Origin of the sequence: Actinoplanes hulinensis (genome assembly GCF_019429605.1) — a bacterium.
Taxonomy (GTDB): Bacteria; Actinomycetota; Actinomycetes; order Mycobacteriales; family Micromonosporaceae; genus Actinoplanes; species Actinoplanes campanulatus.
The window spans coordinates 129727-144782 of record NZ_JAHXZI010000023.1 but is presented as its reverse complement, the minus strand read 5'-3'; the positions used below and the strand labels follow the sequence as shown (position 1 = coordinate 144782).

Sequence of the window (15056 nt, the reverse complement as noted above, 5' to 3'; positions counted from 1 at the left end):
GGGTGCGGGGACGTTTCTTCGACTGTGCCATCGCCGGTCGGCCTCTCTGCGATCCCGGGTCTCCGACGGGGCCTCAGGGTAGGCATCGAAGGCAACGACACGCCAGAGGCGGGAACGGTGCTTCGGTCGTACCCCCGTCGTCTGAAAGAAAGGGTGAGGCCCGCCCACCGGAAGCGATGGACGGGCCTCGACCCACCTGATCGTGGAAGGCGCTACTTGAGAGCGCCCTCCATGATGCCGCGGACCAGCTGACGGCCGCCGATGAGCAGCAGGACGATCAGCGGGACCGTGGCGACGAAGGCACCGGCCAGCACCCGGCGGTAGATCACGTAGTTGCCGCTGGCCAGGTCCGACAGGGCCACCATCGAGGTGGGGAAGTCGGTGCCGTTCAGCGTGATCAGCGGCCACTGGAAGTCGTTCCAGGTGGCCACGAAGGTGAGCAGACCCAGCACGGCGAGGGCCGGCCGGATCGCCGGGACCACGACGGTCCAGTAGATCCGCAGGGTGAGCGCACCGTCGATCCGGGCGGCCTCGACCAGCTCGTCCGGGATCGCGTGCCCGATGAACTGGCGCATGTAGAAGACGCCGAACGCGCTGACCAGGCCGGGCGCGATGACCGCGATCAGCTGACCGTTCCAGCCCAGCTTGCCCATCAGGATGTAGAGGGCGACCACGCCGAGCTGGTTCGGCACGGTCAGCGTCAGGATGACGACGAACATCAGGACGTTGTTGCCCTTGAAGCGCAGCTTGGCGAAGGCGAAGCCGGCCAGCGAGCAGAAGAACAGCGTCGACGCGGTCACCGCGAGGGACACGATCAGGCTGTTGATCAGTGAGGCGGTGAAGTAGACGTCCTGGAGGGTGAAGACCTCGCGCAGGTTGACCATCAGCTGGTCACCGGGGATCACCGACGGCGGCGACTTCATGACGGCGTCGTCGGTGCTCGTCGCGATGACGAACATCCAGTACACCGGGAACGCCGAGACCAGCAGGATGGTGAACAGCCCGAGGTAGGACTTCCAGGTGCCCGGGGTGTCCTGGGGCGCGCGGCTCAACAGGCGGGTGCTCACTTTCCGCCTCCCAGGCGCCGGGTGGCCAGCGCGTTGATCGCGGCCACGATCAGGATGATGAGGAACAGCGCCCAGCTCATCGCGGCCGCGTACCCGAGGTTGAGGTCACGCCAGCCGACCTTGTAGATCAGCTGCGCGATGGTCCGCCACTGGTGGTCGTAACCGCCGTTGGCCAGTGCCGGGTTCTCGTCGAAGAGCATCGGCTCGTTGAAGAGCTGGAGCCCGCCGATGGTGGAGAGGATGACGGTGAACAGCACGACCGGCTGGATCATCGGCACCGTGATCCGCCAGAGCTGACGCCACGGGCCGGCGCCGTCGACGGCCGCCGCCTCGTAGACGTCCTTCGGGATGGCCTGCATGGCGGACAGGTAGAGCAGCGCGTTGTAGCCGATCCACTTCCAGTTGACCATGGTGGCGATGGCGATCCAGCTGCTCCAGGTGGTGGCCCGCCAGTCGAGCGGCTGCTCCTCGCCGAAGCCCACCAGCGACAGCAGCCAGTTGGCCATGCCGTAGTCGCGGCTGAAGAAGACCGCGAAGACCAGGGTCGACGCGGCCACCGGGGTGACGTACGGCAGGAGGACGCCGATCCGCCAGAACGTGGCGCCGCGCAGCTTGCGGTTCAGCAGGTTCGCCAGCATCAGCGCGATGAGCAGCTGCGGAACGGTGGAGAGGATGAAGATGCCGAACGTGTTGACCAGAGCGTCCCAGAAATCGGTGTCGCTCGCCAGCTTGGTGAAGTTCTCCATGCCGGCCCAGCCGGTGAGCGTCGGGTCGTCCAGGCGCCAGTGGCGCAGCGCCACCACGCCGTTGAAGATGATCGGGAACAGTCCGAAGATCGCGAACAGGATGAAGAACGGCGCGATCAGCAGGTAGGGCACGGTCTTGGTGTCGAAGCGGTAGAGCCAGAACTTCGCGCGCGGCGGGGGCGCGTGCTTCGGCTCCTCGGACCGCGTCAGGCGGACGTCGGTGAGCGACACGACAACTCCTCTAACGGGCCGGACGGCGGGACGGCCTCAGGGCCGCCCCGCCGTACCGGAAGGGTTCGGATCAGGACTTGGAGGCCTTCTCGGCTTCCTTGACCGCCTCAGCCCAGGCGTCGGCCGACTTCAGCTGGCCCTGCTGCACCCGGTTGATCACGTTCTCCACGGCGACCCGGGTCGGGCCGTTCTTCTTGCCCAGGTACTGCGGCTTCAGGTTCTCCGCGGTGGTGGCGAAGATCTGGCCGGTCGGGGCGTTGGAGAAGAACTCCTTCTTGAAGTCCAGGATCTCCTTGTTCTTGTACAACTCCGGCTGCGAGGGCAGGTTGCCGACCTTCTTGAAGACCTCGATCTGCTGCTCCGGCTGCACCAGCCACTCGACGAACTTGTACGCCTCGTCGACGTTCTTGCCCTGCTTCGGGATGGTCCACCAGGAGCCGCCCCAGTTGCCGCCACCACCCGGGATCGCGGCGATGTCCCACTTGCCGGCCTGGTTCGGCGCGGTCTTCTGGATGTGGCCGAGCATCCACGCCGGGCAGGCGAGGACGGCGAACTGGTCCTTGGTGAAGCCCTGGTCCCAGTTCGGCTGGAAGCTGGCCAGGTTGGCCGAGAGCCCGGCGTCGATCGCCTTCATGGCGACGTCGAAGCCGGCCTTCGGGCCGCCCTCCATCTGGAGTGTCTCCTGCGGGTCGTAGAAGCCGACCGGCTGCTGCGAGAGGACCGGGTTGAACAGGTTGGTCGCCGAGTCGACGAACTTCTTGCCGGTCTTCGCGGTGTAGGTCTTGCCGGTCTCGATGAACTGGTCCCAGGTGCCCCAGAGCTCGGAGACCTTGTCCCGCTCGGTGGGCAGGCCGGCGGCCTTGAACAGGTCGGTGCGGTAGCACATGGCCAGACCGCCGACGTCGGTGCCGAGACCGATCTGCTTGCCGTCGGCGGACTGCGAGGCCTGCCACTTCCACGGCAGGTACTTCGACTCGAAGCTGCTCGCGCCCTTGTCGTTGAGGTTCACGAACTGGTCCGCCTGGCTGCGGAACTGAACGATGAAGCCCTCGTCGACGGCCGAGATGTCCGGGGCGCCGGAGCCGGCGACCAGCTTCTTCTGGAGGTCCTCGTGCTGGGCGTTGTACTCGCCCGAGTTCAGGACGATCTTCACGTTGGGGTGGTCGGCCTCGTACTTGGCCTTGAGCTGATCCAGGCCCATGTCACCCCAGAAGTTGACCTTCAGGGTGACCTGGCCGCCTTCGGTGCTGGAGTCGTTGCCCTCCAGCGCCTGGCCACTGCAACCGGCGATGGCCAGCGCGGCGGCGAGGCCGGCGGCCCCTACGCGCGCGGCGCGACGTCCGAAACGTTCCATGTCATTCCTCCGCAAGGAGATGCGCATCACTGAACCGGGTAAGTTGGGGAACCGTAAGCCCGGCTTTCAGCCATGTCAATACCGCGTTACGGGCGCGCTCCCAACCCCACCCAGTCCGGATTATTCGGACACCAGGTTTACATTGTCCGATGTGTGCCGTAACACTTAACCGATCAAGCGTGTGTCGGACGTCGAGGGACTCCGTCGGCGTGCACCCGGCGCCCGATAAGCTCGGCGGCAGTGGGGACAGAGGAGACTGAGTGAAGCGGCCCACAATCGCCGACATCGCACGGCGGGCGGGCGTGTCCAAGGGCGCCGTGTCGTATGCGCTGAACGGCCAGCCCGGCGTCTCCGAGGCGACCCGCAAGCGAATCCTGTCGATCGCCCAGGAGATCGGGTTCAACGCCAACAGCGCGGCCCGGGCACTGTCCGGCGCCCGCGCGCGGGCCGTCGGCCTGACCCTGTGCCGGCCCGCCAGGCTGCTCGGCATAGAGCCCTGGTTCATGGGCCTGATCAGCGGTTTCGAGGCCGAGCTGGGCGAGCGGTCGTACGCGCTGACCCTGCAGGTGGTGGCCACCCCCGAACAGGAGGTCGAGGTCTACCGCCGCTGGTGGGGCGAACGCCGGATCGACGGCGTGATCGTCACCGACATCCGGGAGAACGACATCCGCATCCCGGTCCTCCAGGAACTCCAGCTCCCGGCGATCGTGATCGGCGGCCCCGGCGACACCGGGCCGATCGCCCAGATCTGGTCCGACGACGCCGGCGCGATCACCGAGGCGGTCCGCTACCTGGTCGCCCTCGGGCACCACCGGATCGCGCGGGTCAGCGGCCCGCCCGGCCTGCTCCACACGCAGAACCGGACCAAGGCCTTCGAGGGCGTCTGCGCGGCCCTAGGCCTGGACCACTCGATCACCATCCCGGCCGACTACACCGGCGAGGAGGGCAGCCGGGCCACCCGGCGCCTGCTGATCGGCGGGGACCGGCCCACCGCGATCATCTACGACAACGACGTGATGGCGGTCGCCGGCCTGGCCGTGGCACAGGAGATGGGCCTCTCCGTACCGGGCGATCTGTCCATCGTGGCCTGGGACGACTCGCCGCTGTGCAGCCTCGTCCACCCGCCGCTCACCGCGCTCAGCCGGGACATCTCGGCGTACGGGGCACAGGCGGCCCGGGAGCTGCTCAACGCCATCGACGGCACGAAGGTGGGCAACGTGGAGGCGGGCCGGGTGCACCTCACCCCACGCGGGAGCACGGCGCCGCCGCGCTAGCCGCGGTGACTCTCCAGGTAGGCCTCGACGCGCTCGGCCGGGCCCGGGTAACCGAGCGCGAAACCCTGGCCGTACCGGCAGCCGGCCGCCACCGCGCGGGCGATGTGCTCGTCGGTCTCCAAACCCTTGGCCACCACGTCCAAGCCCAGCCGGCGACCGAGACTGACCACCACGTCCAGCACCGCCGGGCCGCCGCCGACCACCGCCTCCGAGGGCGGGTCGATCAGCGCCCGGCTCAGCTTCAGCATGTCCACCGGCAGCCGCCGCAGATGTGACAGCGACGTCTGGCCCGACCCGAAGTCGTCCAGCGCGGCCCGGACACCGAGTTTGCGCAGCCCTGCCAGGGCGGCCACGATCGCCGGCACGTCCTCGGCGATCCAGGTCTCGGCCACCTCCACGACCAGGCGTTCCGGAAGGAGGCCGTGGCGCCGCAGGATGGTGGCGACCCGCTCCGGGAAGCGGGCGGTGAGCAGCTCACGCGGTCCCACGTTCACGGACAGCCAGAAATCGTCGCGCACCGTCCAGGAGGAGAGGCGGCGGCACGCCTCGTCGAGCACCCACTCGTCCAGCTCGGCGGTGATCCCCAGCGCCGCGGCGATCGGCAGCAACTCCCCCGGCGGGATGGTGCCCAGCTCCGGGTGCCGCCAGCGGAGCAGCGCCTCGACCCCGGCCGGGCGGCCGTCGCGCAGCGCCGACACCGGCTGGAAGACCAGATCCAGCTCGCCGCGCCCGGCCGCGCCGAGCAACTGCTGTTCCAGCTCCATCCGGCGGTGCAGCTGGATCTCCACGTCCGGGTCGTACCACTCGACCCGGTCCCGGCCCAGCTGCCGGGCCCGCTGCCGGGCCAGGTCCGCCTGGCGCAGCACGTCGTCCGAGTCGGCGCCGCCGGCCAGCTCGGCCAGGCCCACGCTGGTGTAGAGCGTCACGGTCGCCCCGGGCAGCGGGTACGGCTCGCCGAGGGTGGTGACGATCCGGGTGGCCAGGGCGTACGCGGGCACCGCCGACTCACCGGTCAGCACCGCGAACTCGTCGCCGCCCAGCCGGGCCGCCACGTCCTCGCCACCGAGCAGGCCCCGGATCCGGCGGCTCACCTCGATCAGCACGGCATCGCCGACCTCCCGGCCCCGGGTGTCGTTGACCTCGGCCAGCCCGTGCAGGTCGATCACCAGCAGCGTGCCCTGCTGCCCGGCCCGGCGGCGGAAGGCCAGCAGGTCCCGCATCAGCGCCCGGCGGTTCGCCAGGCCGGTCAGCTGGTCCAGATAGGAGAGCCGGCTCAGGGTGCGCTCCAGATGCCGGCGCTCGCCGACGTCCCGGACGTGCACCACGAGCGCCGCCACCTCGGGAACGGCCCGCTGGTCGGAGATCGTCGACTCGGTGTCCCGCCAGAGCTGGGCGCCGTCCCGCAGCCGGGCGCTGACCAGCACCGGCGGCCCGCCCTCGTGCTCACCGGCGAGGATCGACCCGATCACCGCGTCCGCGTCCGCCGCGTCGTCCGGGTGGATCAGCTCACGGAACTCCCGGCCGATCACCTCCTCGTCACGCAGCCCGAAGAGGCGGGCCGCGGCCGGGGACTGCCAGCGGACGGTCAGCTTCTCGTCCAGCACCAGGGTCAGGTCGGTGGCGCCGGCCACCAGGGAGCGGAAATGCGCCTCGGCCACCCGCAGCCGGCCCGCGTACCGGCGGATGTCGCGCACCACGAGCAGTTCCCGTACGACCAGGACGCTGACCATCACGAGACCGAAGATGATCGCCTCGGTGTCGAAGTCCCGGACCGTCACCAGGTGCCAGATCGCGGCGACCACGCCGACCGCGGCCGGCACCGCCAGCAGCGGGTAGCTGGCCAGGTACTGATCCGGGTGACGGGGTTCCAGCGGCGGAGGCGGCAGATCCCGCCGGGAGCCGCCGATCGCCGACGCGGTCAGCCCACCCACCACCAGCAGCGTGGCCGCCCAGAGCAGCGGGCCGGTGGAGCGGTAGGCGAGGATCCCCAGCCCGATCAGGACCAGCGACGATCCGGCGCCGCACCACATGGCCGGGACCGGCCGGGGCCGGGCCCGCAGCACGATCACCGTGACCATCGCGACGCCGCCGGCCGCGATGAGCAGCGCCGGCACCAGCTCGGGGCGCCGGGTGGTGGCCGGGATCAGGTAGGCCGCGAAGCCCAGGCTCACCCCGAGCCCCACCCCGTCGAACATCCGCCGCAGCCGGACCACCCAGTTCCGGGCCGCGCCGGGCAGCAGCGACGTGCCGGTCACGAAGCAGACGGCGGCGACGGCCAGCCCGGCGGTCAGCCAGACGACCCGGTGCTCCGGCGCCCACCACGGGATCAGCCCGGTCAGCCCGGTGGCGAGCGCGCCCAGACCGACGAAACCGGCGCCCCGGCAGGCCACGAAGGTGCCGTCGGCGCGGTGGATCGAGAGCGCCACGCGGATCAGGACGACGGCCGCACCGAGACCGGCGACGGCGATCGCCAGCGCCGCGACAGCGGAGCCGGGTGGCACGGCGGTCATCGGCGGTCCTCTGCTGTCGGCCCGGCGAGCCGGGGTGGGGCGGAGCGAGAGGGAGCTGCACCGGGTCAACGAAGGTCCCCGGATCGGGTTACGGCACAGCGTGTCGCCGTCCCACGAACGGAATCGTCTGCCATTCAACGATGACGGTCAACCGGTGACCGGCCGGACCGGCCCGGCGTACCGGGTGGGAGGATGGGGGATGTGAGCAGTCGTCCCGTCCTCCGCGTCCGTAAGTCCGGCGCCGTGCTGGTCGCCGCGTTGATCGCGCTCGTCGGCACGGTCCCGCTCGCCGGCTCCGCCTGGCAGTTGGCCCCGATCCTGCTGATCCCGCTCGCCGCCCTGGTCTGGGCGTGGCGGGCCGGCACCGACGTCTACCCCGACGAGCTGCGGGTGCGCGCCCTCTTCGGCGGCAGCCGGGTGCCCTGGAGCCGGGTCGAGGAGCTGGCGCCGGACGAGCACGGCCGGGTCTCCGCCCTGCTCGACAACGGCAACGTCATCCGGCTCACCGGTGTCACCAGGAAGAATCTTCCGCTCGTCCTCGAGGCCAGCGGTCACCCGGTGACCGACCGGGGCGCCGCCGGTCAATGAGCGGCGGGGTTCTGTCGGACCTCACGGCTACCCTGGTCGGCAGATGTCGAGAGGGGTGGCTTGTCGTGCGATTCCGCCGGGTCCGCGCTGTGGCCGCGACGTCCGGCGCCGTGCTGGCGCTGACCGCGGGCTGCAGCTTCGGGCCACCGGGCCCGGATCAGGCCGGCTCGCCGCCCAACCTGCCCCGCCCGTCGGTCGCGCCGACCGCCGGTGAGGGCGATGCCGAGCGCGAGGTCGCCCTCAGCGTGCTGGCGAAGGATCTCGAGGTCCCATGGGGCATGGCCTTCCTGCCCGACGGCGGTGCGGTCGTCACCGAGCGCGACACCGCCCGCATCCTCAAGATCGGCCCCGAGTCGACCGCCGGCGGGCTCAAGGTCACCGAGCTGCGGCGGCTCGGCGAGGTCATCGCCGGTGGTGACGGCGGGCTGCTCGGCGTGGCCGTGTCACCGAAGTTCGAGTCGGACAAGACCCTCTTCGTCTACTACACGACCGCCGAGGACAACCGGATCGCCAGGATCGCCGGGGACGGGCCGGTCCAGCCGATCCTCACCGGCATCCCGCGGTCCGAGCAGCACAACGGCGGCGCCCTGGCGTTCGGGCCGGACGGCCTGCTCTACGCGGGCACCGGCGACGGCACCGACGGCGGCGGCCAGGCCCAGGATCCGAAGAGCCTGGGCGGCAAGATCCTGCGGATCACCACGGCCGGAAAACCCGCCCCTGGCAACCCGGTGCGCAATTCGCCGGTCTGGTCGTCCGGCCACCGCAACGTCCAGGGCCTGGCGTGGGACGAGACGAAGAGGATGTTCGCCACCGACCGCGGCCAGCCGCGGTCGGCCGAGCTCAACGTGGTGGTGAAGGGGAAGAACTACGGCTGGCCGAAAGCCGACGGCCCCGCCACCGACCCGAGATACACCGATCCCCTGGTCTCCTGGCCCACCGACACGTCGTCGTGCGCCGGTGTCGCCACGCTGGAGAGCATGGTCGCCACCGCGTGCGTGCTCGGCCGACGGTTGCAGCTTCTCAACGTGACGGGCAACGGCACGGTGCTGGGCAGCCCGCAGGAGCTGCTGACCGACGAGTTCGGCCGGCTGCGCGCCCTGGCCGCCGCGCCGGACGGATCGTTCTGGGTGGCCACCTCCAACCAGGAGGACGCCGGGCAGCCCGGCCCCGAGGACGACCGCATTCTCCGGCTGGTCTTCTCCGACGGCGGCGCCGGCCGGAGTTGACGGCCATGACTGTTTCGCGACGATCAGGATCGGGCAGGTGAGGTCCCGATGAGCGAGGCGCCGACCAACCAGGAACCGCCCGGGCAGAGCGGACGCCGACGCGCCGCCACTCTTGTCGGGTCGGTGGCGCGGCCGTTCCGGTCGGCCGCCGGGTTCGCCGGCTTCTTCCGGGCGCTGGCCGGGCCGCTTCGGGCCGGTGCCGGCTTTTTCCGGGCGGCCACCGGCCTGACCGGCCGGGCGGTCCGGCATCGCTGGTCCCGGCGGCTCCGGGTGGCGGCGGCGGTCGGGCTGACCGCGGTCGTCGGCTCGATGATCGGGGTGATGCTCTTCGCCCGCTCCGATCTGAACGTCGGGCCGTTCAGCGCCGAGATGTCGGTGACCCCGTCGGTGCACGGCGGCACCGAGGTGAACATCCCACCGCTCGGCTCACTGCACCTGGACAGTCACCGGGGCCCGGTGCACCTACGGGTGGATCTTGGTTCGCTGGACCAGAGCCGGACCGAGGCGCTGATCGACAATCCGGCCGCGATCAGCACGGCCGGCGAGCGGGCGGTCGACGAGGTGGTCACCGGGGTGGCCCGGCTCGGCCTGCGCACCATGGGCCTGGCCGTGCTCAGCACGCTCATCCTCGCCGCGCTGATCTTCCGGGACACACGGCGGACCGCGGCGGCCGGCCTGACCGCACTGGTCGTCACCGGCGGCAGCCTGGGCCTGGCCGCCGCCACGCTGCGACCGAATTCGATCAGCGAGCCACGCTATGAGGGCCTGCTCGTCAACGCGCCCGCCGTGGTCGGTGACGCCCGGCGGATCGCCGACAACTACGGGCGCTACTCGGAGCAGCTCCAGGCCATCCTCGGCAACGTGAGCCGGGTCTACTCGACCATCTCGGCGCTGCCGGTCTACGAGCCGGCCGGCAACACCACCCGTCTGCTGCACGTCTCCGACCTGCATCTGAACCCGACGTCGTGGGGCCTCATCCGGACCGTGGTGGACACCTTCGACATCGACGCGGTGATCGACACCGGCGACATCGTCGACTGGGGCAGCAGCGCCGAGACGTCGTTCGTCGCCTCCATCCCGTCGGTCCAGGTTCCCTACATCTACGTGCGGGGCAACCACGACTCGGCGGCGATCCAGGCGGCGGTGGCCCGGCAGAGCAACGCCGTGGTCCTCGACGACGCGCTCACCGAGATCGACGGGCTGACCATCGCCGGGATCGGCGACCCCCAGTTCACCCCCGACAAGAGCGAGACGAACGCGGCCGGCGACGACTCCGGCCCCGAGTTGCTGACCGCCGCCGGCGAGCGGCTGGCACAGACGATCCGTGACTCGGGCAAAAAGGTCGACATCGCCCTGGTCCACGACCCGGCCATGGCCCAGCCGCTGTCCGGCGTGGTCCCCCTGGTGCTCGCCGGCCACCTGCACCGCCGCGTGGTGAGCACGCTGCCCGCACCCACCGCGCCCCCGCCCGGCCCGTCACCGTCGGCCTCCCCGGTCCCGTCGGCGTCCACGGCGCCCCCGCCCACCTTCACCACACGCCTCATGGTGGAGGGCTCCACCGGCGGCGCCGGGCTGCGCGGCCTGGAGGGTGAGGACGCGACCCCGCTGAGCCTGTCGGTCCTCTACTTCGACGAGAACAACGAGCTGAAGGCATACGACGACATCCAGCTGGGCGGCACCGGCGAGTCGAACGTGGAGATGCAGCGCAACGTCATCGGCCTCGAACCGGAACCGACCCCCACCCCGGCGCCCTCGCTCTCGGCGATCCAGCCGTCCCGCTGACCGGCCACTCCAGCCGCTCCGCTCCGTCTGGTGTGGGGGTGGGGTCTTCAGATGATTCGGCGGAGATCCAACAGGAGTGTGCCGGTGTCCATGCCCTCCGGGTCGATCTCGATCGTGTAGAGGCCGGCTGAGGTGCTGAAAGCCAGCGATGCGGTGGGCTTTTCGGCGGTCAGTGTGCCGGAGCCCGCGTCCAGGCCCAGGGGTGTTCGCAGTTGTACCCAGGTCTGGCCGGTGGTGGTCAGGGAACCCCGGCGGACGGTCAGGCGGAGCTGTTCGGCCTCCTTGGCGCGGAAGGTGACGTAGGCTCGCTCACCGGCCCGGGCCAGGGTGACGCGGGACGGTGGGGCGCCGGGGGTGAGGCGCGCCGAGACGGTGCCGACCAGCTGGACGGTCAGTGTCCCGGTGCGTGTGGTGTCCGGGTTGACCTCGATGGTGTGGACGCCGCCGGCCGTGGTGTCGAAGTTCAGGGTTCGGAAGTCGCTGTCCTCGCCGAGTGCTCCGAGCACCTCGGTCTCGCCTGCGGCGGTGGTCACCTTGAGGTCGGTGTACTCCTGCCGGGGCAGGGTGCCGCGCCGGGCCACCAGGGTGAGCTGCCGTCTCGCCGGGGACGGGAAGGTGAGGAAGGCGCGTTCGCCGGGTTTTCCGATGGTGACCTTCCGGGGCGGGCCGCCGGGAACGAGAGTGCCCGAGGTCGATCCGCGCAGGCTGACCAGTACGGTTCCGTGTTCGGCGACCCGGGGTTTGACCTCGATGATGTAGCCGGCGGTCGCCGGGGCGGTGAAATCGACGCTCGCGGCTGACCAGGTGGTGAGCAGGGTGCCCTCGGCCACCTTCTCGTCGATGCGGCGGATGATCACGTCGGTGTTGTCGGCCGCGGTGAGGGTTCGGCGTTCGGCCAGTACGGTGAGACGCTGCCCGGCGGTGGCGTCGAACCGGACGATGGCGAGCCGGTCGGCGTCCACCAGCGCGCCGGGGCCGCCGACCGTGAGCCGCTCGATGCCCGGGGCCACGGCGGCGAGCAGGCGGCCACCGACCCTGAGCTGCTCGCCCGAGGACATGGCGACGAGCAGGGGGCCGCCGGCGGAGTTCAGGCCGGTCAGGACGACCGTGGCGAGCACCCCGAACGCGGAGAACAGTGACATTTCCGCAGAATATGGCAAATTGCCCGTTTCCTGGCGAGGATCGGTCCGCTCTCATACCACCGCGCGGCTGTGAGCGGGAGCCGGCAGCTTCGCCCGGAACGGGCGGCAAAGGGCCGGGGACGGCAGCGCCCGGCCCCCATGGATTCCCGGGGCCGGGCGTAGCCGTACAAAATCGGTCAGGAAACGCCGAGGCGCTCCAGGAGCAACTCGCGGACGGTCTTGGCGTCCGCCTGGCCGCGCGTGGTCTTCATGACCGCGCCCACCAGGGCACCCGCGGCGGCGATCTTGCCGTCCCGGATCTTGGCGGCGATGTCCGGGTTCGCGGCGATGGCCTCGTCGACGGCCGCCGTGAGGGCACCCGTGTCGTTGACCACCTCGAGGCCGCGGGCGGCCATCACCTCGGCCGGGTCGCCCTCGCCCGCGACGACGCCCTCCAGAACGGTACGGGCGAGCTTGTCGTTCAGCTTGCCCTCGTCGACCAGCTTCTGCAGGGCCGCGACCTGGGCCGGCGTGGCGCCGACCGCGGCGAGTTCGACGTTCAGCTCGTTGGCGCGGCGGGCCAGCTCGCCCATCCACCACTTGCGGGCGCCCGCGGGGGACGCGCCGGCCGCGATGGTCTCCTCGATGATCTCGACGGCGCCGGCGTTGGCCACCGACTGCATGTCGAGTTCGGAGATGCCCCACTCCTCGCGGAGGCGGGCCCGGCGGGTGCTGGGCTTCTCCGGGAGAGCCGCCTTCAGGGAGGCGACCCATGCCGTGTCCGGAGCGATCGGCACCAGGTCGGGCTCGGGGAAATAGCGGTAGTCGGTCGCGGTCTCCTTGGAGCGCCCGGGGCTGGTGTCGCCCCGGTCCTCGTGGAAGTGCCGCGTCTCCTGGTGGATCTTGCCGCCGCCGTCGAGGATCCCGGACTGGCGGATGATCTCGGAGCGGACGGCGCGCTCGACCGAGCGGAGCGAGTTGACGTTCTTCGTCTCGGTCCGGGTGCCCCACTCCTCGCCCGGGCGGTTCAGCGAGGTGTTGACGTCGCAGCGCATCGAGCCCTGCTCCATCCGCACGTCGGAGACGCCCAGCGAGCGGATGATGTCGCGCAGCTCGGCAACGTACGCCTTGGCGATCTCGGGAGCGAGCCCGCCCAGCCCGGGCACCGGCTTCGTGACGATCTCGACGAGCGGGATGCCGGCCCGGTTGTAGTCGACCAGCGACTCGGTGGCGCCGTGGATCCGGCCGGTGGCGCCGCCGACGTGCAGCGTCTTGCCGGTGTCCTCCTCGATGTGCACCCGCTCGATGCCGATGCGGTGGGTGACACCGTCGACCTCGACGTCCACGTAGCCGTCCACGCAGAGCGGCTCGTCGTACTGCGAGGTCTGGAAGTTCTTCGGCATGTCCGGGTAGAAGTAGTTCTTCCGGGCCATCCGGCACCACTCGGCGATGTCACAGTTCAGCGCCAGGCCGATCCGGATGGTCGCCTCGATGGCGGCCCGGTTCATCACCGGCAGCGCGCCGGGCAGGGCCAGGCAGACCGGGCAGACCTGGGTGTTCGGCTCGGCGCCGAAGTCGGTCTTGCAGCCGCAGAACATCTTGGTCGCGGTGCCCAGCTCGACGTGGGTCTCCAGGCCGATGACCGGCTCGTACCGGGTGAGGATCTCTTCGTAGCTCATCTCTGCTCCCTCCTCACAGGGCCGGCGGGGTGAACGTGCCGACGGCGGACTCGAGCGCGGCGGCGACCCGGTACATCCGGTCGTCGGCCAGCGTCGGGGCCATGATCTGGAAGCCGACCGGCAGGCCCTCGGAGAGCCCGCACGGGACCGAGATGGCCGGTCCGCCGTACAGGTTCGTCGGGATGGTGAAGAGGTCGGCGAGGTACATCTGGTACGGGTCCGAGGTCCGGGATCCGAACGGGAACGCCACGAACGGGGTGGTCGGCGAGACCAGCACGTCCACCTTCTCGAACGCGGACTGGAAGTCGCGGGTGATCAGGGTGCGGACCTTCTGCGCCTGGCCGTAGTAGGCGTCGTAGTAGCCGCTGGACAGGGCGTAGGTGCCGATGATGATCCGGCGCTTCACCTCGGGGCCGAAACCGGCCTCCCGGGTCAGCGACATGACCTCCTCGAGCGAGCGGTTGCCGTCGTCGCCGGCGCGCAGACCGTACCGGACGCCGTCGAAGCGGGCCAGGTTGGAGGAGCACTCGCTGGGGGCGATCAGGTAGTAGGCCGGCAGCGCGTACTCGAAGTGCGGGCAGGACACCTCGACGACCTCGGCGCCCAGCTTGACCAGTTTTTGAAGTGATTCCTGGAACGCGGCGGTCACGCCGGGCTCGGAGCCGTCGCCGGCGAACTCCTTGACGATGCCGAGCCGCACACCGGTCAGGTCACCGGTCGCGCCGAGGCGGGCGGCCGCCACCACGTCCGGCACCGGCTGCGGGATCGAGGTGGAGTCACGCGGGTCGTGGCCGGCGATCACCGCGTGCAGCAGGGCGGTGTCCTCGACGGTCCGGGCGCAGGGGCCGGGCGTGTCCAGCGAGGAGGAGAAGGCGATCAGGCCGTACCGGGAGGTGCCGCCGTAAGTGGGCTTCGCGCCCACCGTGCCGGTGACCGCGCCGGGCTGGCGGATCGAGCCGCCGGTGTCGGTGCCGATCGCGAGCGGGGCCTCGTAGGCGGCGAGCGCGGCGGCCGAGCCACCGCCCGAGCCGCCCGGGATCCGGCCCAGGTCCCACGGGTTGTTGGTCGGGCCGTACGCGCTGTACTCCGTGGAGGAGCCCATCGCGAACTCGTCCATGTTGGTCTTGCCGAGAATCGGCATGCCGGCCTTCTTGAGCCGCTCGACGATGGTCGCGTCGTACGGCGGCTTCCATCCTTCGAGGATCTTCGAGGCGGCGGTGGTCGGGACGCCCTTGGTGGTCACCACGTCCTTGACGGCGATCGGCACTCCGGCCAGCGGACCGGTGATCTCCCCGCGGTCGACGGCGGCGGCGGCTTCGAGGGCGCCGGCCCGGTCGACGTGCAGGAACGCGTGCACCCGGTCGTCGACGGCGGCGATCCGGTCGAGGTGCGCGGTGGCGACCTCGACGGCGGAGACCTCTCTCGCAGAGATCAACTTAGCGAGATCGGAGGCGGAAAGCCTGGTCAGGTCGGTCACG

General features: G+C 70.7%; 11 protein-coding genes. 4 read left to right on the top strand and 7 right to left on the bottom strand.

The genetic code is table 11. The annotated features are described in order from the left end of the window. Window positions 1-212 precede the first annotated feature (212 nt). The 3 genes from KZ829_RS35285 to KZ829_RS35275 form a co-directional block, all read right to left on the bottom strand. The gene (locus tag KZ829_RS35285) at window positions 213-1067 is read right to left on the bottom strand and encodes a carbohydrate ABC transporter permease (protein ID WP_220148172.1); all 855 of its coding nucleotides are present in this window, start codon (window positions 1065-1067) and stop codon (window positions 213-215) included. Then, on the bottom strand, window positions 1064-2044 hold the full coding sequence (locus KZ829_RS35280) for a carbohydrate ABC transporter permease (protein ID WP_183216680.1): 981 nt from the start codon (window positions 2042-2044) through the stop codon (window positions 1064-1066). Before KZ829_RS35280 ends, KZ829_RS35285 begins: the two co-directional genes overlap by 4 nt. 70 nt (window positions 2045-2114) lie before the next feature. Beyond that, window positions 2115-3398 (bottom strand): ABC transporter substrate-binding protein, encoded by a 1284-nt coding sequence (locus tag KZ829_RS35275; RefSeq protein WP_220148171.1) that lies wholly within the window; start codon window positions 3396-3398, stop codon window positions 2115-2117. A gap of 260 nt (window positions 3399-3658) precedes the next feature. Here KZ829_RS35275 and KZ829_RS35270 point away from each other — a divergent pair, with 260 nt between their 5' ends. Then, window positions 3659-4672, top strand: coding sequence for a LacI family DNA-binding transcriptional regulator (locus KZ829_RS35270; protein ID WP_183216684.1), 1014 nt, complete (start codon window positions 3659-3661; stop codon window positions 4670-4672). On the opposite strand, the gene KZ829_RS35265 is transcribed toward KZ829_RS35270, so the two are convergent. Beyond that, window positions 4669-7182: a putative bifunctional diguanylate cyclase/phosphodiesterase gene (locus KZ829_RS35265; protein ID WP_220148170.1), complete on the bottom strand. Its 2514-nt coding sequence runs from the start codon at window positions 7180-7182 to the stop codon at window positions 4669-4671. The two genes, KZ829_RS35270 and KZ829_RS35265, sit on opposite strands and share 4 nt — an antisense overlap. A 192-nt stretch (window positions 7183-7374) precedes the next feature. Between KZ829_RS35265 and KZ829_RS35260 the strand changes: the two genes are divergently transcribed. The 3 genes from KZ829_RS35260 to KZ829_RS35250 all read left to right on the top strand — a co-directional run bounded on the left by KZ829_RS35260 (window position 7375) and on the right by KZ829_RS35250 (window position 10778). After that, the gene (locus tag KZ829_RS35260; RefSeq protein ID WP_220148169.1) at window positions 7375-7770 is read left to right on the top strand and encodes a PH domain-containing protein; all 396 of its coding nucleotides are present in this window, start codon (window positions 7375-7377) and stop codon (window positions 7768-7770) included. Window positions 7771-7835: 65 nt separating this feature from the next. Next, window positions 7836-8996, top strand: coding sequence for a PQQ-dependent sugar dehydrogenase (locus KZ829_RS35255; protein ID WP_308285793.1), 1161 nt, complete (start codon window positions 7836-7838; stop codon window positions 8994-8996). 48 nt (window positions 8997-9044) lie between these two features. After that, a complete protein-coding gene (locus KZ829_RS35250; protein ID WP_220148167.1) occupies window positions 9045-10778 on the top strand; it encodes a metallophosphoesterase family protein in 1734 nt (577 codons plus the stop codon). Window positions 10779-10825: 47 nt separating this feature from the next. Here KZ829_RS35250 and KZ829_RS35245 read toward each other — a convergent pair whose 3' ends face one another. The 3 genes from KZ829_RS35245 to gatA all read right to left on the bottom strand — a co-directional run bounded on the left by KZ829_RS35245 (window position 10826) and on the right by gatA (window position 15055). Continuing rightward, the gene (locus KZ829_RS35245; RefSeq protein WP_220148166.1) at window positions 10826-11920 is read right to left on the bottom strand and encodes a hypothetical protein; all 1095 of its coding nucleotides are present in this window, start codon (window positions 11918-11920) and stop codon (window positions 10826-10828) included. A gap of 176 nt (window positions 11921-12096) precedes the next feature. Next, window positions 12097-13578, bottom strand: coding sequence for an Asp-tRNA(Asn)/Glu-tRNA(Gln) amidotransferase subunit GatB (gene gatB / locus KZ829_RS35240; protein WP_220148165.1), 1482 nt, complete (start codon window positions 13576-13578; stop codon window positions 12097-12099). A 13-nt stretch (window positions 13579-13591) separates the two neighbouring features. Next, the gene (gatA, locus tag KZ829_RS35235) at window positions 13592-15055 is read right to left on the bottom strand and encodes an Asp-tRNA(Asn)/Glu-tRNA(Gln) amidotransferase subunit GatA (RefSeq protein ID WP_220148164.1); all 1464 of its coding nucleotides are present in this window, start codon (window positions 15053-15055) and stop codon (window positions 13592-13594) included. Window position 15056: the final 1 nt, after the last annotated feature.